Source organism: Vibrio sp. B172a, from assembly GCF_030248355.1.
GTDB classification, from domain to species: Bacteria; Pseudomonadota; Gammaproteobacteria; order Enterobacterales; family Vibrionaceae; genus Vibrio; species Vibrio owensii.
In genome coordinates this window covers 58837-78180 of record NZ_JAHGAC010000011.1, presented here as the reverse complement: position 1 = coordinate 78180, position 19344 = coordinate 58837, and the positions used below count along the sequence as shown (strand labels likewise).

The window sequence follows — 19344 nt, the reverse complement described above, 5'->3', positions numbered from 1 at the left end:
TTTTAGTATTTATTGATTTAGTTTAAGGTTTGCAAAATTTTTTTAGTGTAGCCTTGAATTGTGGTTGGGAAGAACCCACATTGTTAGCAGTGACAATATTTATAGTTTTATGAACCAAACTTTCTTATTTAAGACTATAAATATTGTTATTCATTAAGAGTGTACTGTTCTCCATTTGAAAGTGGAGATAGCTGGCTCAACGGCGAACCAGTACGTATTTTTTTCTACTACAAAGGTAGGTATGTCATGGCAGAGCAATTTGCTAAAGCTTGGGAAGGTTTTGCTGCAGGCGACTGGCAAAACGAAGTAAACGTTCGTGATTTCATTCAGAAGAACTACACTCCGTACGAAGGCGACGAATCTTTCCTAGTTTCTGAAGGTACTGAAGCGACTAACAAGCTTTGGGCTAAGGTAATGGAAGGTATCAAACAAGAGAACGCGACTCACGCTCCTGTTGATTTCGATACTTCAGTTATCTCTACCATCACTGCTCACGATGCAGGCTACATCGAAAAAGACCTAGAAACTATCGTAGGTCTACAAACTGAAGCTCCTCTTAAGCGTGCAATCATCCCTAACGGTGGTATCCGTATGGTTGAAGGTTCTTGCAAAGCTTACGATCGCGAGCTTGATCCACAAGTTAAGAAAATCTTCACAGAATACCGTAAAACGCACAACGCTGGCGTATTCGATATCTACACTCCAGATATCCTAGCATGTCGTAAATCAGGCGTTCTAACTGGTCTTCCAGATGCTTACGGCCGTGGTCGTATCATCGGTGACTACCGTCGTGTTGCTCTATACGGTATCGACCGTCTAATGCAAGACAAGCTAGCTCAATTCAAGTCTCTACAAGAGCGTTTTGAGAACGGTGAAGATCTACAGATGACTATGCAGCTTCGCGAAGAGATCGCTGAGCAGCACCGTGCACTTGGTCAAATGAAAGTTATGGCTGCGAAATACGGCTGTGACATCTCTCGTCCAGCTGAAACTGCACAAGAAGCTATCCAGTGGACTTACTTCGGTTACCTAGCAGCTGTTAAATCTCAAAACGGCGCAGCTATGTCTCTAGGTCGTACTTCTACTTTCCTAGATATCTACATCGAGCGTGATATCGCTGAAGGTAAGATCACTGAAGTTGACGCACAGGAAATGATCGACCACTTCGTAATGAAACTACGTATGGTTCGTTTCCTACGTACTCCTGAGTACGATGATCTATTCTCTGGCGACCCAATCTGGGCAACAGAGTCTATGGGTGGTATGGGCCTTGACGGTCGTACGCTAGTTACGCGTTCAAACTTCCGTTTCCTAAACTCTCTATACACAATGGGTCCTTCTCCAGAGCCAAACATCACTGTTCTTTGGTCTGAGCAACTACCTGAAGGCTTCAAGAAGTTCTGTGCGAAAGTATCTATCGATACTTCATCAATCCAGTACGAGAACGATGACCTAATGCGTCCAGACTTCGAGTCTGATGACTACGCAATCGCATGTTGTGTATCTCCAATGATCATTGGTAAACACATGCAGTTCTTCGGCGCTCGCGCTAACCTAGCTAAGACTCTTCTATACGTTATCAACGGCGGTGTGGATGAGAAACTGAAGATCCAAGTTGGTCCTCAAATGCCTAAGATCACTGACGAAGTTCTAGACTTCGACGATGTATGGGGCAAACTAGACCACTTCATGGATTGGCTAGCTAAGCAGTACGTGACTGCACTAAACAGCATCCACTTCATGCACGACAAGTACAGCTACGAAGCTGCACTAATGGCTCTACATGACCGTGACGTTCGTCGTACTATGGCTTGTGGTATCGCTGGTCTATCTGTTGCAGCTGACTCACTATCTGCAATCAAATTCGCGAAAGTTAAACCAGTTCGTGACGAAGATGGCGTAGCAATCGACTTCGAAATCGAAGGCGACTACCCTAAATTCGGTAACAACGATGCTCGCGTAGATGACATCGCTTGTGAACTTGTTGAAGTATTCATGAACAAGATTCGTCAGCTTAAGACTTACCGTGACGCAATCCCTACTCAGTCTATCCTAACTATCACTTCAAACGTGGTATACGGTAAGAAGACTGGTAACACACCTGACGGTCGTCGCGCAGGTGCTCCTTTCGCACCAGGTGCTAACCCAATGCACGGCCGTGACGAAAAAGGTGCTGTAGCGTCTCTAACGTCTGTAGGTAAACTACCGTTTGCTCACGCTAAAGATGGTATCTCTTACACGTTCTCTATCGTACCTAACGCTCTAGGTAAAGATGAAGGTTCACAACGTGCTAACCTTGCTGGTCTAATGGATGGTTACTTCCACCACGAAGCTGGCGTTGAAGGTGGTCAACACCTAAACGTGAACGTTCTTAACCGCGAAACTCTAGAAGACGCTGTTAAGCACCCAGAGAAATACCCTCAGCTAACAATCCGTGTATCTGGTTACGCTGTACGCTTCAACTCTCTAACTGCAGAGCAACAAGCTGACGTAATCGCACGCACATTCACTGAGTCTCTATAAGACTGATTGAATTAGCACTTTGAGTGATAGAACAGAGGCCGATGCTGTAAAGCGTCGGCCTTTTTTTGTGTCTTGAACTAAAGTTGTGACATTGCCTAAGATTTTGTTCTCGATCTTCCGTATGATGCGCAAAAAGCTTGCAAACATCCTATATGAAACTTAGTAAATTAATCGTCCTTGCCTTGGTGTCTCCAGCGGCACTTGCAACCACAAAATCCACAGTCTCTTTCACTTTAGATAACGATGGCATCTTCGGCGTAGACCAAGATTACACCAACGGTATTTTCCTTTCTTACGCAACCGACAAATTGCGTGAAGACTCTGAGTGGAAATGGTTTACCTTAAACGGTAACGGCCAAAGCAACGTAGATAAAATTGAGTTGGTACTGGGCCACAAGATGTACACACCTAGTGACATTGAAGCCGACTACCCTCTTGTTAACGACCGCCCTTATGCCGGCTACCTTCATACCGAAATCAACTATATCTCACTGACGCCTGACCAAGCAGTACGTTACAACTTCACCATCGGTGCGACTGGTGAGAGCTCGCTGTCAGAAAAAGCACAGGAATTAGTTCATAGCATTACGGGTTCAACCGATCCTCAAGGCTGGGACTACCAAATTGATGATGAGATCGCATTCAGCGTAGGTTACCGTGCATTCAACAAACTGATGCGCAGCGAAGGCGAAAGTACACAGTGGGAAATCACCAACGTAAACGACATCAACGCAGGTAACTTCCGTAGTGACGTTTCACAAGGCGTGATGTTCCGTTGGGGTACCAACTTAGCAAACAGTATTGGCGCGGCAAACATCAGCGTCGAGAGTCCATTCCACGCGAGTATGCTGGCTAAAAGCACTTCGAGTTGGTTCTTGTTTACCGGATTCGAGGGGCGTTACCGCTTTAACGACATCACTATCGAAGGCGATCGTTCTGGTCTTCCTGAACCATCAGACCAATACGATGTGACGCTACAAAACTGGCAAGCAAGTGCGGTTGCTGGTGCGACTTGGTACAACCAAAATTATGGCGCAAGCTTAACCTTCACAGTAAAAACACCGGACTATAAAGAAGCACAAACCGATGTTTACGGCACTGGCTCTCTTTCTTTCTTCGCCTTCTTCTAATTAAATGCCCCTATGCGGCGTGTGAGTTTTCATTCGCCGCTTTCTTTGCTCACTATCTCACCAACGAAAGCCCTCTTAGACTGTTTTAACCCTGCAATTTGTAATAAAATAACGGTCAGAATTTATTAAAAAATGAGAGCAAAAGATGTCAACAACTGGTCGTATTCACTCATTTGAGTCATGTGGTACCGTAGACGGACCTGGTATCCGTTTTATCGTCTTCTTGCAAGGTTGCCTAATGCGTTGTAAGTATTGCCATAACCGTGATACTTGGGACACGCATGATGGCAAAGAAGTTACGGTTGAAGAGATTATTGCAGAAGCAAAAACTTACCGTCACTTTATGAATGCATCTGGCGGCGGTGTAACGTGTTCTGGCGGCGAAGCAATGCTTCAACCTGAGTTCGTTCGTGACTTCTTCCGCGCTGCTCAAGTGGAAGGCATTCACACTTGCCTAGACACCAACGGCTACATCCGTAAACACACTGACGTGATCGATGAAGTGTTGGATGCGACTGACCTAGTCATGCTTGACTTAAAACACATGAAAGACGAAATTCACCAAGACTTCATTGGTGTGTCTAACCGCCGTGTTTTAGACTTTGCTCGTTACCTGCATAAGATTGGTCAAAAGACTTGGATTCGTTACGTGGTAGTACCTGGTTACACTGATGAACCAGAAGCTGCACACATGCTTGGTGAGTTCATCAAAGATATGGACAACATCGAGAAGGTAGAGCTTCTTCCTTACCACAAACTTGGTGCACACAAGTGGGAAGCGCTGGGTCTTGAGTACCCGCTTGATGGCGTTAACCCTCCGTCAAAAGAGACAATGGACGAAATCCAATCGATCCTTTCTCAATACCACTCAAATGTGAAATACTAAGCCTCGCTAGGCTATTGAATATTTTGAAGATACCAGCAGCTCGTTGGTATTTTTTTTGTCTACACATTGCCAATTACACCAAACAAACTACCACTTTCGATGCCCTGTTAAAGCCGTATCGGACGTATATCAAGGTAGGAAACAAGAAGTAAACTCGCAGGAATCAGAGTTGGGATAGTACACATGGATTGGTTTAATTTTGTCTCGATCATCATTGTTGGTTGGGTTTTTATCGCTTATTGCTTGCCAGATTGGCGCAAAGTCGTATGGCCAAAGATGGCACAAGAGAAACCTTTCCAACATTTGGTCTTCGCCACACTCTTTCTGCTCTGTATTTTGTGGTCTGCGCAGGCTGGTGTGAAAGATGGTCTTCAGATTCACTTTCTTGCGTTAACAACACTGACCATGATGTATGGCTGGCGAATCGCGTTTCTACTTAGTATCCCAGCCATGCTCGTCAACCATTTGCTGCATGGTATTCCACTGTCTATGTTGCCTTCAGCATGGGTGCTTTCTGCACTAGTGCCAATACTCATCAGCTATTTGATTTTTTTGCTCAGCTACCGTTACCTTCCACGTAATATTTTTGTTTTCATTTTTGTGGCCGGGTTCTTCAATGGAGCACTCACCGGTAGCCTGCATTTACTCATCAACTCGTTTTATCATCTTTCTGTGGGTCACTACGACTGGCAAACTATCCAACACAATTACTTTGTTTTCGTTCCGCTACTCGCCTTCCCTGAAGGCCTACTTAATGGGATGTCCCTAGCCGTATTGACCGTATTCAAACCAGAATGGCTGCGAGTATTTTCAGACCGAGACTATATATACAATCACTACCATAAATAAGCTGTCATCACCCATTAACACGGTGTTTGTAAACTGGCTAAATTCGACAATTCTTGCCATTTTTCATATTAAATATGTGTTGAGATCATGTTTCACCTTCGTCCGAAACGTTAACCTAAGCACATTAAAAATGTATTAGATTATTTAGTGAGGTCATCATGGAAATGTCAAACGCTCAACGTTTGATCCTATCAAACCAGTACAACCTAATGTCTCAACTTGACCCTAGCAACTCGGCAAAATACAAGCGTCTACAAACCATTGTAGAACGTGGTTACGAGCTGCAAATGCGCGAGTTGAACAAAGATTTTGGCTGCATCACTGAAACAGAATGTCGTGAAATTATCGACATCATGGAGATGTACCATGCTATGCAAGAATCCAACAAAATGCTGGATGATGAAGAGCGTAGTAAAGTTGATCAGCGTCGCCTTCAGTTCCTTGGCTTCGACATCGCAACAGAAGCACAGCAAGTGCATTACGTGCGCTTCCTGGTGGATTCAGAAGGTCTTTACCCTCAATTTGATAAAGCAGACCACCACTTCAACAGCCAAATGCCAACGCTAGAGAAATACCGTCGCATGCTAAAAACGTGGCGCAACTGCCCTCGTCAGTACCATCTATGTGCGAACGAGTTAGCGCAAATCTTTAGTGCATAACACAGCAAGTATTTGAAAAGGAGAGCAAAGGCTCTCCTTTTTTCTTTTGCCCTGTCACAATTAACCTCATTCCTACCAACGCACTTTTGCCTATCTTTCTCCCTACTTACGTACGAATCACTCATTCCCGTGATTCAAAGCCAAATATCTGATTTCTCAACCTCCTATTCACAGCACAAATTTTTATCTCTTCAAACAGTGATTCAAATGTCACTTTTGCAATAAATTCATAATTGTTAAGCAAAATTGGAAATCCCCGACTAGGCTTAGAATGAGAAAGGGAGTGATTGAAAGGTACCTATCCATCGTTCTCCGTTGCAGTGAAAAAATGTCCATAAAGCAAAGTCTTTGGTGTTGTCTAGCTTGCATTCAGTACAAACCAAACGAGATAACAGGACGTATAAGTTCATACAACGAAGGGCATATCAAGGATGGATAAGCCTGCGTCAACGTTCGTCGGTAGACTGACTAGTTAAAGGGGAAAGCGACATGAGTATTTTCGACCACTATCAATCAAGATATGAAGCTGCAAAAGATGAAGAGATGTCGTTACAGGAGTTTTTGGCCCTGTGTAAGGATGACAAAAGCGCTTATGCCAACGCGGCAGAACGACTACTGATGGCTATCGGAGAGCCGGAAGTCATTGATACTGCTCAAGACCCAAGATTGAGCCGCATCTTCTCAAACCGAGTTATCTCACGATATGAAACCTTCAAAGACTTCTATGGCATGGAAGATGCGATCGAACAGATTGTTTCTTATCTCAAGCATGCTGCGCAAGGTTTGGAAGAGCGCAAACAAATTCTGTACTTACTCGGCCCTGTGGGTGGTGGTAAATCATCGCTTGCCGAGAAGCTAAAAGCATTGATGGAAAAAATGCCCGTTTATGTATTGAGCGCAAACGGTGAACGAAGCCCAGTAAACGACCATCCATTCTGTCTGTTCAATCCGACAGAAGACGGTGAGATCTTGAAGAAAGAGTACGGCATTGAACATCGTTACTTACGCTCGATCATGTCACCTTGGGCTGCGAAGCGTCTGCACGAGTTTGGTGGTGATATTACCAAATTTAAAGTGCTGAAAGTTCGCCCATCTATCCTCGACCAAGTAGGTATCGCAAAAACTGAACCAGGTGATGAAAACAACCAAGATATTTCATCGCTGGTTGGTAAAGTCGATATCCGCCAACTTGAGCATTTCTCACAAGACGACCCAGATGCCTACAGCTACTCTGGTGCACTGTGTAAAGCTAACCAAGGCTTGATGGAATTCGTTGAGATGTTTAAAGCGCCAATCAAGGTGCTACACCCACTCTTAACGGCAACTCAAGAAGGTAACTTTAACGGTACTGAAGGTCTATCGGCGATTCCATTTGACGGTATGATTTTAGCTCACTCGAACGAATCCGAGTGGCAAACCTTCCGTAACAACAAGAACAACGAAGCGTTCTTGGACCGTGTATACATCGTGAAAGTCCCATACTGTTTGCGCGTATCGGAAGAAGTGAAGATTTACCAGAAACTGCTTGAAAACAGTGAGCTGTCTAAAGCGCCTTGTTCACCAAGCACACTCGAAACTCTGGCTCAATTCAGTATTCTTTCACGACTCAAAGAGCCTGAAAACTCGTCCATTTTCTCGAAGATGCGAGTGTATGACGGTGAAACCCTGAAAGACACCGATCCGAAAGCGAAGAGTTACCAAGAGTACCGCGATTACGCTGGCGTTGATGAAGGCATGAACGGCCTATCAACACGTTTTGCGTTCAAGATCCTGTCTCGCGTATTCAACTTCGACCAAACCGAAGTGGCTGCAAACCCAGTTCACCTATTCTATGTGATTGAACAGCAAGTGGAACGTGAACAGTTCCCTTCTGAAGTGGCAGAAAAATACCTTGAGTTCTTGAAAGGTTACCTAGTGCCTCGCTATGTCGAGTTCATTGGTAAAGAAGTTCAGACTGCTTACCTAGAGTCTTACTCTGAGTACGGTCAAAACATCTTCGACCGCTACGTCACATACGCAGACTTCTGGATTCAAGACCAAGAGTATCGTGACCCAGAAACAGGCCAACTGTTCGACCGCGCTTCTCTCAACGCTGAGCTAGAGAAGATCGAGAAAACAGCAGGCATCTCTAACCCGAAAGATTTCCGAAACGAAATCGTCAACTTTGTGCTTCGTGCGAAAGCCAATAACAATGGTCAGAACCCAGTTTGGACCAGCTACGAAAAACTGCGCACGGTAATCGAGAAGAAAATGTTCTCCAATACCGAAGAGCTACTTCCGGTTATCTCGTTCAATGCGAAAACCTCTTCTGAAGATCAGAAGAAACACGACGACTTTGTCGCTCGCATGATGGAAAAAGGCTATACCGAGAAACAGGTTCGCCTACTTTCTGAGTGGTACCTACGAGTACGTAAGTCATCCTAACCAGTTTGAGTTAGGTCGCTTGTGAAACATGAAGAGGGCTATTTCATGGCGCAATTTATAGACCGAAGGCTCAATGGCAAGAACAAGAGCGCTGTTAATCGACAGCGCTTCTTGAAACGCCATAAAGAGCAGATTAAAGAGTCGGTAGCTGACGCAGTGAATCGACGCTCGATCACGAACACGGAAACGGGCGAAGACGTCGCTATACCGCACAAAGACATCAACGAACCTATGTTTCATCAGGGTAAAGGGGGCGTGCGTGACCGCGTGCATCCTGGCAACGACCAATTTATCACTGGTGATAAGATCGAACGCCCGAAAGGTGGCGGCCAAGGCGGAGGTGCTGGTGAAGGCAATGCGAGCCCTGACGGTGAAGGCCAAGACGAGTTCGTTTTCCAAATTTCAAAAGATGAGTACCTCGATATCTTGTTTGAAGATTTAGAGTTACCGAATCTTGAGAAGAACCAAATTGCCAAAATCACAGAGTGGAAAACTCACCGTGCGGGGTATCAAACCGCAGGTATTCCATCCAACATTGCTGTCGTTCGTTCGCTACAACAATCTTTGGCACGACGCACCGCAATGACAGCAGGTAAGAAACGTCTGCTAAACGAGTTAGAGGATGAACTTACTCGCATCAAAAACATCGAGCCCGCTCAACAGCTCGAAGAAAATCGTCTGAAGAAGGAAATAGAAGAGCTACGCAAGAAAATTGGAAGCGTACCCTTTATTGATACTTTCGATTTACGTTTCAAGAACTATGAGAAGCGCCCAGTGCCTTCAAGCCAAGCAGTCATGTTTTGTCTGATGGATGTCTCTGGTTCTATGGACCAAGCCACCAAAGACATTGCAAAACGCTTCTATGTACTGCTTTATCTGTTCTTAACGCGTACCTACGAGAACGTGGAAGTGGTCTTCATTCGTCACCATACCCAAGCGAAAGAAGTCGACGAACATGAGTTTTTCTATTCGCAAGAAACGGGCGGCACGATTGTTTCGAGCGCGCTGAAGTTGATGAACGAAATAGTCCAAGACCGTTACCCTGTGGGTCAATGGAACATCTACGCTGCACAGGCATCCGATGGTGATAACTGGGCTGACGACTCGCCTCGCTGTCGTGAGTTACTCGTCAATAAGTTACTGCCTAACTGCCAGTACTATTCATACATTGAGATCACGCGTCGCTCACACCAAACACTGTGGCACGAGTATGAGAAACTGAGCGAATCGTTTCCAAACTTCGCCATGAAGAACATCCGCTCCGTGGAGGATATCTTCCCAGTCTTCCGTGAACTATTCCAAAAAGAAACGGCGTAAAGGAGGCTAGCGATGAATACCGCAACGACAAACCTTTCGGGGGAAGCCTCGAAGAAGCGCAGAGAAAATATGCTTCCAGATGGTCCAGATTGGACATTCGAATTGCTGGAGCGTTACCACAAAGAAATCAAGCGTGTGGCGGAGCATTATCGTCTCGACACCTACCCTAACCAAATTGAGGTCATCACCTCAGAGCAAATGATGGATGCATACTCAAGCATCGGTATGCCCATCAACTACAATCACTGGTCATTTGGTAAAAAGTTCATCCAAACGGAGCAGAACTATAAGCATGGTCAAATGGGCTTGGCTTACGAAATCGTGATCAACTCAAACCCATGTATCGCTTACCTGATGGAAGAGAACACCATCACCATGCAAGCGCTGGTTATTGCTCACGCTTGTTATGGACATAACTCGTTCTTCAAGGGCAATTATCTGTTCCAAACTTGGACCGACGCCAGCTCGATCATTGACTACCTCTTGTTTGCGAAGAACTACATTGCTGAGTGTGAGGAGCGTTATGGCGTACATGAAGTCGAACAACTACTCGACTCTTGCCATGCTTTAATGAACTTCGGCGTGGACCGTTACAAGCGCCCTGAGAAGATTTCCATCAATGAGGAGAAAGCCCGTCAGGAAGAGCGTGAAGCTTATCTGCAATCGCAAGTGAATGAGCTTTGGCGAACCGTTCCACAATCGAAAACCAAAGAAGAAGACATCAAAGTGCGCTTCCCGAGCGAACCACAAGAGAACCTGCTCTACTTCTTTGAAAAACATGCTCCTCTGCTTGAGCCATGGCAGCGCGAGATTGTGCGTATCGTGCGTAAGGTAAGCCAGTACTTCTATCCACAGAAGCAAACTCAAGTCATGAACGAAGGTTGGGCAACCTTCTGGCACTACACCATCCTTAATCACCTTTACGATGAAGGTTTAGTGTCTGAAAAATTCATTCTCGAGTTTCTGCACAGTCACACAAGCGTGGTTGCACAACCGCCTTACAACAGCCCTTACTTTAGCGGCATTAACCCGTATGCGCTTGGCTTTGCGATGTTCCGTGACATCAAACGCATCTGTGAAGAGCCAACCGATGAGGACAAAGAGTGGTTCCCTGAGTTAGCAGGAACAGACTGGCTAGATGCGGTTCACTTTGCCATGCATAACTTCAAAGATGAGAGCTTTATAAGCCAATACTTGTCACCGAAGCTCATGCGTGATTTCAAGTTGTTTGCTATTAACGATGATGATCGTAAGAACTTCGTCGAAGTTGCAGCCATTCATGATGAAATGGGTTACCGACGCATTCGTGAAACGTTAGCAGCGCAGTATAACTTGGCGAATCTAGAGCCGAACATTCAAGTCTTTAACGTGGATGTACGAGGCGACCGCTCTCTAACGCTTCAGTATGTTCCTCATAATCGCATTCCTTTGGATAACAGTTATGAAGAAGTCTTGAAACACGTTTACCGCTTATGGGGTTTTGATGTGATTCTTGAAGAAGTGAAAGACACCGGCCACAGAGAGATTCTCTCAACATGTCCAAAACGCAATCAGTACGACACCAATATCTAGCCGATACAGCATCTAACCTATCGCAAATACAAAAAGGCTCCTCAATGAGGAGCCTTTCTAATTCTAAAATCAATGCTCACTTATTGTGCTTGGCTAGCGACAATGGCTCGTACTGCTTCTAAATCTTCTGGTGTATCCACACCTGCTGCTGGCGCTTCTTTTGCCACTTCAACATGAATCTTTTCACCGTACCAAAGCACGCGAAGTTGCTCCAGACACTCGATTTGCTCAAGTGCGCTTGGCTGCCAATTCACATAAGTGTTGATGAAGCCAGCACGGTAAGCGTAGATACCGATGTGGCGCATCAATGGGTGAGCAATGGTTTTGCCTTGCTTGGCAAAGTTGTCACGATCCCAAGGGATCGTCGCACGACTAAAGTACATAGCGTAACCACGCTCGTCCGCAACCACTTTCACCGCATTCGGGTTGAAGACTTCTTCTTCCGATTCAATCTCAACCGCAAGCGTTGCCATTGGTGCATCGCAACCTGCTAGGTTGTAAGCAACTTGGCGAATAATAGACGGCGGAATCAATGGTTCATCACCCTGAACGTTCACCACGATGTGGTCTGCAGGGATTGCCATTTTTTCTACCACTTCTGCTAGTCGCTCAGTGCCAGACTCGTGGTTTGGCGAGGTCATACAAACCTTGCCACCAAACTGCTCTGCCGCCGCCGATACGCGCTCATCGTCAGTTGCGATAATCACGTCTTCAGCGCCCGCTTGTAACGCTTGCTCATAAACCCATTGGATCATTGGTTTACCACCAATGTCTGCCAACGGTTTACCCGGTAAGCGGCTTGACGCGTAACGCGCAGGAATGACAACCGTAAAAGACATTAGCGTCCCTCGTCCATGCTCATAGTTCGTGCTTCTGGCTCAAGCAGAACAGGAATACCCTCTTTGATTGGGTAAGCAAGGCGATCCAGTTTGCAGATCAACTCTTGATTATCTTTATCGTACGTCAGCTTACCTTTGCACACAGGGCAAGCTACAATCTCAAGCAGACGGTGATCCATAAGTCGCTTTAACCTCTTTTATTCGATTTAAAATTCGCTCTGCATCGTTTGATTCAAACTGTGCAGAAACGGGCAGATACCACCAATTGTCTTGCGCATAACTGTCGCATTTGACGGCATCCTTTTCTGTCATAATCACATTCGCCCCTTGTTGAGCCAATGCGTGTAATTCTTGCTGGTCAAAGTCTTGATGATCGGCAAAGCCTTTCGTCACTTTGACATCCGCATTCATTGTGTTAAGTGTATTAAAAAATCGTGGTGGATGCCCAATCCCCGCAAACGCAACGAGATCACGTAATTCACCAACCTCGACCTGTTGCTTAGTCTTCAGGTTTATCGCCTTTGATGGCGCTAAAGACATTGGCATTTCGCCATGCTGAGCTTGACCACCATTAGTGATGATAAAATCGACTTCAGCAAGACGCTCTACCCCTTCACGTAGCGGGCCAAGTGGAATAAGGCTTTCATTGCCAAAGCGGCGATTACCATCAACGATAACAAACTCGATATCTCGCTCTAGAGCGTAATGCTGGAGGCCATCGTCAGTAATAATGATGTCAACGCCAGTTTCAAGCAATGCTTTCACCGCATTGGAACGAACCGGATCTACAGCGACAGGCGCACCAGTACGACGATAAATCAGTTTCGGCTCGTCACCACAGTGTTTCGCTGGTGTATTGTCATCCAAAACAAGCGGATACTGCGGCGCTTTCGCCCCATAACCACGAGACACAACGCCTGGTTTGTAGCCAAGCTGCTGTAATTGTTCCACCAGCCAAACAACAACAGGTGTTTTACCATTTCCCCCAGCCGTGATGTTACCCACTACAACTACAGGCACTGGCGCTTTGTAAGCTTGTTTTTTACCTGATTGATATTGTTGACGCTTAGACTTACTGATCGCACCAAACAACAAGCTCAGTGGCCACAAAAGCGGCCACAGCAGGTATTTGAGAGGATGGTTTTCGAACCAGATTTTTTCAACCACAGTTCTTAGGCACCAAATTGAATTCGATGAAGTTGAGCGTACGCACCGTCTTTCTTGGCAATCAGCTCCGCGTGGTTACCACGTTCAACGATCGAGCCCTCATCTACCACTAGAATTTCATCTGCATTCTCGATAGTCGATAGTCGGTGTGCAATCACCAGTACCGTCTTGTCTTTTTGCAGTTCATCCAGCGCCGATTGAATAGCACGCTCAGATTCCGTATCCAGAGCTGATGTCGCTTCATCAAGGACCAAAACAGGGGCATCGCGAAGAAGTGCACGAGCAATGGCGACACGTTGACGTTGACCGCCAGATAGACTCGCACCATTCTCACCAATCATCGTATCAAGGCCGTCTTCCATCTTGCTAACGAACTCAGTGACGTGAGCAAGTTTAGCGGCACGTTCGATGTCTTCACGTGTGTATTGATCTTCTGTCGCGTAAGCAATGTTGTTTGCAATCGTATCGTTAAACAAGTGCACGTTTTGCGATACAAGCGCGAACTGCTCACGTAAGTTTTTCAGCTCGTAATCGCGAATATCGTGACCATCAAGCGTAATCGAACCGCTGCTCACGTCGTAGAAGCGGTTGAATAAGTTCGCGATGGTACTCTTACCTGAACCTGAACGCCCAACCAACGCAACCGTCTTGCCTTTTGGAATATCAAAGCTCACGTTCTCAAGTGCTGGTTTCTCTGCACCTTCGTAGGTAAAGCTGACTTCTTTCACTGCAACATCACCATTTGCACGTTCTACAGTGAACTTACCTTCGTTCTTCTCTGGCTCTAGATCTACCAGTGCGAACAAGGTTTGGCTTGCTGCCATACCACGTTGGAATTGTGACGTTACGTTGGTCAGCGCTTTAAGCGGACGCATCAAACCAAACATTGCAGAGAACACAACGGTAAATGTACCCGGCGTTAATTGATCTTTGATTGAGTCGATACTTGCTAGGTAAAGCACAACAACAATCGCAATAGACGCGATCATTTGAATGATTGGGTTTGCTGCGGCTTGAGCTGTCACCAACTTCATGCTTTGTTGACGCATTTGGTTGCTGACTTTTTCGAAGCGTTTGCCTTCGATATCTTGACCGCCGTAGCTTAGTACGACTTTGTGACCTTTCAGCATTTGCTCAGCAGAAGCCGTCACATTCCCCATCATGGTCTGCATGTTCTTCGAAATCTTACGGAATCGCTTAGAAACGATACCAATGCCCCATGCCACCACTGGTGCAACAGCAAATAGTACTAGAGAGAGCTGCCAGCTGTTGTAGAACATCAGCACAAGGAGACCGATGATGCTCGCACCTTCACGTACAATGCTCACCAGCGCTTGGCTAGTTGCTGCAGAGACTTGTTCTGAATCGTAAGTAATACGGGATAGCAAGTTACCTGTTTTTTCTTTGTCAAAGTAAGACACAGGCATGTGCATAAAGTGGTTGAACACCATTCTACGAATTTGCATTACCACGTTGCCGGATACCCAGCTTAAACAGTATGTGGAAACAAATCCGCTCACACCACGAATAAACATCATGGCGAAAACAATCAGTGGAAGCGTGCGTAGAAAATCAGATTCCGCATTACCAAAACCTTCATCAAGAAGCGGTTTTAGCAACGAAATCATATAGGTATCTGAAAGTGCATTAATGACTAACGCAATGACGGCAACGATAATGCCTGACTTATAAAGGCGAATAAATTGCCATAGACGCTTAAACGTCTGCCAGGTCGTTTCATCAGTATTTATCGACATAGAAGTGCTTTATTTTCTTACATTAAGACTCTTATTCTACTCCCTTACGCAGCATCTGCCTATACCAAGGCTCAATTGTCTCACTACGTTTGGTTTCAAAATGCCAATTGTCTTGATCTATGAACACCGACACTTGACCGCTTGCTCCCGTATCCAGCCAGTGTGCGTTTGCATTCTCATAAGCATGAATGACCTTGTCTGCAGGCATTCCCCACTGATTGGCTTTAGCTAAAGACGCGATGGCAAGTTGGGGAGAAACTGCTTTCACAAACTTAGGGTTGGATGAACTTTTGCTGCCATGATGAGGCACAAGCATCACATCACTCTCTAGCTTTTCGGGTTCACGAACTAATATCCACTCGCTGATGGCTTCGATGTCTCCCGTTAGAAGCAATTTAAAATCAGATTCTGTATCGACGACTCGAATAACACACGAATGAGGATTGTAAGCACGGTTTACCTGCTTAGGCGGCCACAACACTTCAAATTTAAGCGCCTGCCAAGTCCATTGCTCTCCTGCAATACATCGCTGGTAATTAAAGTATTGCTGACTGCTGAATTTTGTTTTTGGCGAAAAATGTTGCTCTATGTAGTCTCGACCACCAGCGTGGTCTGAGTCTGCATGACTCACAATCAATACATCGATGGAACGAAAGCCTCTGCGATGCAAAACGGGCGAAACAACCTGTTGAGCGATACTGCCCGTGTTCCACGCTTTCCCAGTATCATAAAGAAGAACCTCCCCCTCCTTCTCTATCAAAACGGCCAGACCATGCCCTACATCCAACACATCGATACGCCAACGTCCAAATTGACGTTCATGAAACAGTGCAGCAGAAACAATAACAAGCAGCAAAATAGCCATCACGCCTTCGGTTAGAAATCTCGTCCCGATGGAAGCGCAAGTTATCGCAATAACCAGTAGCGTCATCTCAAGACTCATTGAATACCAACTGCCTTCAGCGAACTGCAATGACCAACTAAGGGGCAAAAGCACCCAATCTAAACATTGCCAAAGCAGAGCAGCGATATCGTCAAACAAAGGAGTAGCAATGAGCGCGATAAACATCAAAGGAACGACAATGAAACCAAACCAAGGAATAAAAATGAGGTTATAAACGATGGAAGACAAACTGGTTCCTGAGAAAAACACACCACTGATGGGAACAATCAACATAGTAAGTACTAACTGTACTTTCAGTAGTGCTGTTAACTTAGCAATCCAATGCCCTTGAGCCTGTTGTACGACATTAACCGCAAACAATACCGCAACAACGGAAAGGTAAGACAACCAGAAGCTTATATTTAGAGGTGCAAACGGCTCTAAGCAAAGCTGTATTGAGACCGCAAGTAGAAGCACACGCCATGGGCTCCAATAAACCAAGCTAAATTTCAACAGCAAGTAAATGGCGCAGACAGAAAACGCACGAGTGGTAGGTAAAGAGAAGTTGGCTAACCACGCATAAGTTAGAGCAGTGATAAGTCCAAATAATGGCGGGAGGAAGACGTAGCTGGGCAGCCCATACCTAACAGCAAAGCCGACACTCATTCCAAACGCAAAAGCCATGCCTATGTGCAAACCCGATATCGAGACCAAATGCAGTAAGCCGCTATCTCTCAGAGCATCCCAATCTGATTGAGTAAGCAATGAGCGGTCACTAAAAGCAAGCGCACTGATCAAAGGAAAATGTTCAAGCTCTGAGATATGTTCTTTGGTGGTCGCGATGATTTGCTGACGAATAGAAGTTTGTGTGCGAATTACCCACGTCGCATCAGAAATGACTACCGCTCTTGCAACAATACCTTTTCCAGCGGCTTGTTTCTCTGCATCATACCCAGCTTCATTCTTCAGACCAAAAATGGGTTTCATCGTGACTTGAGTGGTGAATTCGCTGTTAACAGTCAGAGGGAATGCGGTTATCAATCGGATTTTTGGTTTAAGAAAAGGTAACAGCTTTTGAGAATTAACCTGATCAATCCGCGCAATTCCTTCATATCCGTGACTTATTTGCGTAAAAGGGCTGTCAACTTTACCATTTATGGTAATATTCACCCCTGCTTGAAACAGGGCTTGTCTTTGATGCTCCATAACATTGCCGTGGATAATGACAACCATAAAGCCCCAAATTGCGCCTATGCTCAATAAGCCACGCCGTAATTTGATTATCGAGCCAATGGCAATTATTCCCAGCAGCAACCATCGCCAATCTGGCATCGTCGGCCACCACGCAGACGAAATAACGCTTGCTACAAATAACGCCAAGGTCAAACTTTTTTCTAAGAGAGTCATGTCGTCCTATGCCTAGAAAGCTGATTAAACGCTTCATGCCAGATCATGAAATGATCAAACGCCAAAAAGCACTGAAGGTCTTCGGCAACGTTTTATACAACCCAAACCTGTGGTGTCTAAATCGTCGCTCTGCGTCTGGTGCTTTTGCTGTTGGTCTTTTTATGGCGTTTGTTCCGCTTCCGAGTCAGATGATCATGGCTGCAGGTCTTGCCATCATGCTTGGCGTAAACTTGCCTCTCTCTGTTGCCCTTGTTTGGATCAGTAACCCAATCACCATGCCAGTGTTGTTCTACTTTGCGTACAAACTTGGCGCACTCGTGATGCATGTACCACCACAACCTTTCCACTTTGAGTTGTCGTGGGAATTCATCATGCAGCAAATGAACACCATTGGGCCTCCGTTCTTGTTAGGCTGCGCGATTTGTGGTGTTGCTTCGGCAATCATTGGCTACTTCGGTATTCGTGGACTCTGGCGATATTCAGTAGTGAGAAGCTGGCAAAAACGCAAAATACGATAAGTACTTATTGAAAAAATGGCAGGTTACAGCGCGTTGATTGGAAAAGAGTTAACGTTTGAAATGAAAGAAGATGTAGCCTAGGTATGAAAAATACTGAGCCAGTACAGACTTAAAAATAAAGGACCGAAATTCGGTCCTTTATTTTTTGTGTTTCGTTTATTTGGCTTGTTATTTCGAGCTCAAAACTGCAGCGGGATTAAGCTTCGCAGCTCTAGAAGCTGGGTACCAAGTCGCAAGCAAGCTCAAAATAATCGCCGTGCTTGATACCAAAGCAACATCTGGCCAATGCAGTTGTGATGGCAGGAAGTCGACAAAGTAAATGTCCCCTGATAAGAACTGGTGCCCTATCAAGCTCTCTAAGGCTTTGATGATTGGTGTTAAGTTTAATGCGACAAACACACCGACAATACTGCCAGCAATACTGCCGAATACCCCTGAGAACACACCTTGCCAAACGAAAATGCGCTTAATCAGCCCGTCTTTCGCACCCATGGTTCGAAGAATCGCGATTTCTGCCGCGCGGTCTTTTACCGCCATCATTAGTGTCGAAACAATATTAAAGCTCGCTACACCAATCACTAGTACCATTACCAAGTACATAATGGTGCGGACTAACTGGATATCGCGATACAAGAAGCCAAACTGTTGTTGCCAGCTTTTTAGATACACATACACATCAATCAGATTACCTACTTCTCTCACAATCGAAGGGGCGTTCAGCACATCATCGGTTTTAAGAGAGATCCCGGTAACGCCATCACCCAAGCGCGCATACGCTTGAGCATCCTTCAGTGGGACCAAAGCGAGCGAATGATCGATTTGACCATTTAGTGTTAAAAAGCCCGCGACCTTAACTCGAACACGCTTCGGTGCTTGAACTTTATTGGTGCTGCCTGTTTGTGGAATCATCAACGTAATGTAGTCACCTACATCGACGTTCAGTTCGTTCGCAACACCACGACCCAAAATCACTTGTTTTTGACCTGGATAGAAGTTTTGCCAAGCTTCTGGGTCAATGAATTCAGACATGCTCGAGACGGCCTGTTCAAAAGCAGGGTCGACACCGCGAACCTCTATCGCTTTTAACTTGGAGCCTTTTTCGGCCAAACCCGTAAACCGAACATAAGGTGCTGCCGCAACAACGTGTTCGTGGTTTAGCGCTTGATTCATGGTTTTGGTGTAATTGTGCAGCGGGCCATTCACCCCTTCCAATTCACCGTGCGGAATAACCGACAGCACGCGCGATTGCAACTCACGCTCGAAACCATTCATAGCAGAAAGGCCAATGATGATCACTGCGACGCCGACAGCAATACCGATGGTTGAAGAAAGTGAAATGAACGACACCATCTTGTTACGCTTTTTAGCGCGACTGAAACGGCCGCCGATCATCAATGCTAAAGATGAAAACAA

At 45.6% G+C, this 19344-nt stretch carries 15 protein-coding genes; 9 read left to right on the top strand and 6 right to left on the bottom strand.

All coding sequences use genetic code 11. The features are described from left to right. Nucleotides 1–246: 246 nt before the first annotated feature. The 8 genes from pflB (at nt 247) to KIT90_RS13575 (ending at nt 11360) form a co-directional block, all read left to right on the top strand. Nucleotides 247–2523, top strand: a complete 2277-nt coding sequence (gene pflB / locus KIT90_RS13610; protein WP_009707116.1) for a formate C-acetyltransferase — start codon at nt 247–249, stop codon at nt 2521–2523. Nucleotides 2524–2675: 152 nt separating this feature from the next. Next, nucleotides 2676–3653, top strand: coding sequence for a lipid A deacylase LpxR family protein (locus KIT90_RS13605; protein WP_005437468.1), 978 nt, complete (start codon nt 2676–2678; stop codon nt 3651–3653). Nucleotides 3654–3798: 145 nt separating this feature from the next. Further along, nucleotides 3799–4539 carry a pyruvate formate lyase 1-activating protein gene (pflA, locus tag KIT90_RS13600; RefSeq protein WP_038896291.1) on the top strand — a complete coding sequence of 247 codons (741 nt, stop codon included), beginning with the start codon at nt 3799–3801 and terminating at the stop codon, nt 4537–4539. Nucleotides 4540–4722: 183 nt separating this feature from the next. Further along, nucleotides 4723–5388 (top strand): energy-coupling factor ABC transporter permease, encoded by a 666-nt coding sequence (locus tag KIT90_RS13595; RefSeq protein ID WP_122067891.1) that lies wholly within the window; start codon nt 4723–4725, stop codon nt 5386–5388. Between the two features lie 158 nt (nt 5389–5546). Beyond that, on the top strand, nt 5547–6047 hold the full coding sequence (locus KIT90_RS13590) for a YfbU family protein (protein WP_033005555.1): 501 nt from the start codon (nt 5547–5549) through the stop codon (nt 6045–6047). A gap of 489 nt (nt 6048–6536) precedes the next feature. Then, the gene (locus tag KIT90_RS13585; RefSeq protein ID WP_005437480.1) at nt 6537–8471 is read left to right on the top strand and encodes a PrkA family serine protein kinase; all 1935 of its coding nucleotides are present in this window, start codon (nt 6537–6539) and stop codon (nt 8469–8471) included. Between the two features lie 45 nt (nt 8472–8516). Then, nucleotides 8517–9788, top strand: a complete 1272-nt coding sequence (locus KIT90_RS13580; RefSeq protein ID WP_285377096.1) for a YeaH/YhbH family protein — start codon at nt 8517–8519, stop codon at nt 9786–9788. A gap of 12 nt (nt 9789–9800) precedes the next feature. Continuing rightward, entirely contained in the window at nt 9801–11360 is a 1560-nt protein-coding gene (locus tag KIT90_RS13575) for a SpoVR family protein (protein WP_005437485.1), read from the top strand. Nucleotides 11361–11440: 80 nt separating this feature from the next. On the opposite strand, the gene kdsB is transcribed toward KIT90_RS13575, so the two are convergent. Genes kdsB through KIT90_RS13550 form a run of 5 tightly spaced genes read right to left on the bottom strand, consistent with a single transcriptional unit; the run spans nt 11441 to nt 17413 of the window. Beyond that, a complete protein-coding gene (gene kdsB, locus KIT90_RS13570; RefSeq protein ID WP_285377095.1) occupies nt 11441–12199 on the bottom strand; it encodes a 3-deoxy-manno-octulosonate cytidylyltransferase in 759 nt (252 codons plus the stop codon). Further along, nucleotides 12199–12378 (bottom strand): Trm112 family protein, encoded by a 180-nt coding sequence (locus KIT90_RS13565; protein ID WP_005378451.1) that lies wholly within the window; start codon nt 12376–12378, stop codon nt 12199–12201. The genes kdsB and KIT90_RS13565 overlap by 1 nt, the downstream gene beginning before the upstream one ends. Beyond that, the gene (gene lpxK / locus KIT90_RS13560) at nt 12359–13366 is read right to left on the bottom strand and encodes a tetraacyldisaccharide 4'-kinase (protein ID WP_285377094.1); all 1008 of its coding nucleotides are present in this window, start codon (nt 13364–13366) and stop codon (nt 12359–12361) included. Before lpxK ends, KIT90_RS13565 begins: the two co-directional genes overlap by 20 nt. 5 nt (nt 13367–13371) lie before the next feature. Then, entirely contained in the window at nt 13372–15123 is a 1752-nt protein-coding gene (msbA, locus tag KIT90_RS13555; protein ID WP_285377093.1) for a lipid A ABC transporter ATP-binding protein/permease MsbA, read from the bottom strand. 31 nt (nt 15124–15154) lie between these two features. Then, nucleotides 15155–17413 (bottom strand): DNA internalization-related competence protein ComEC/Rec2, encoded by a 2259-nt coding sequence (locus KIT90_RS13550; protein ID WP_285377091.1) that lies wholly within the window; start codon nt 17411–17413, stop codon nt 15155–15157. A gap of 8 nt (nt 17414–17421) precedes the next feature. On the opposite strand from KIT90_RS13550, the gene KIT90_RS13545 reads away from it, so the two are divergent. After that, a complete protein-coding gene (locus KIT90_RS13545) occupies nt 17422–17931 on the top strand; it encodes a DUF2062 domain-containing protein (protein WP_009707126.1) in 510 nt (169 codons plus the stop codon). 168 nt (nt 17932–18099) lie between these two features. Here KIT90_RS13545 and lolE read toward each other — a convergent pair whose 3' ends face one another. Continuing rightward, nucleotides 18100–19344, bottom strand: a complete 1245-nt coding sequence (gene lolE, locus KIT90_RS13540; protein ID WP_285377090.1) for a lipoprotein-releasing ABC transporter permease subunit LolE — start codon at nt 19342–19344, stop codon at nt 18100–18102.

Bases quoted from the DNA above. Each gene is read 5' to 3' on its own strand.
- pflB (WP_009707116.1), top strand. From the start codon at position 247: ATGGCAGAGCAATTTGCTAAAGCTTGGGAAGGTTTTGCTGCAGGCGAC.
- KIT90_RS13605 (WP_005437468.1), top strand. From the start codon at position 2,676: ATGAAACTTAGTAAATTAATCGTCCTTGCCTTGGTGTCTCCAGCGGCA.
- pflA (WP_038896291.1), top strand. From the start codon at position 3,799: ATGTCAACAACTGGTCGTATTCACTCATTTGAGTCATGTGGTACCGTA.
- KIT90_RS13595 (WP_122067891.1), top strand. From the start codon at position 4,723: ATGGATTGGTTTAATTTTGTCTCGATCATCATTGTTGGTTGGGTTTTT.
- KIT90_RS13590 (WP_033005555.1), top strand. From the start codon at position 5,547: ATGGAAATGTCAAACGCTCAACGTTTGATCCTATCAAACCAGTACAAC.
- KIT90_RS13585 (WP_005437480.1), top strand. From the start codon at position 6,537: ATGAGTATTTTCGACCACTATCAATCAAGATATGAAGCTGCAAAAGAT.
- KIT90_RS13580 (WP_285377096.1), top strand. From the start codon at position 8,517: ATGGCGCAATTTATAGACCGAAGGCTCAATGGCAAGAACAAGAGCGCT.
- KIT90_RS13575 (WP_005437485.1), top strand. From the start codon at position 9,801: ATGAATACCGCAACGACAAACCTTTCGGGGGAAGCCTCGAAGAAGCGC.
- kdsB (WP_285377095.1), bottom strand. From the start codon at position 12,199: ATGTCTTTTACGGTTGTCATTCCTGCGCGTTACGCGTCAAGCCGCTTA.
- KIT90_RS13565 (WP_005378451.1), bottom strand. From the start codon at position 12,378: ATGGATCACCGTCTGCTTGAGATTGTAGCTTGCCCTGTGTGCAAAGGT.
- msbA (WP_285377093.1), bottom strand. From the start codon at position 15,123: ATGTCGATAAATACTGATGAAACGACCTGGCAGACGTTTAAGCGTCTA.
- KIT90_RS13550 (WP_285377091.1), bottom strand. From the start codon at position 17,413: ATGACTCTCTTAGAAAAAAGTTTGACCTTGGCGTTATTTGTAGCAAGC.
- KIT90_RS13545 (WP_009707126.1), top strand. From the start codon at position 17,422: ATGCCTAGAAAGCTGATTAAACGCTTCATGCCAGATCATGAAATGATC.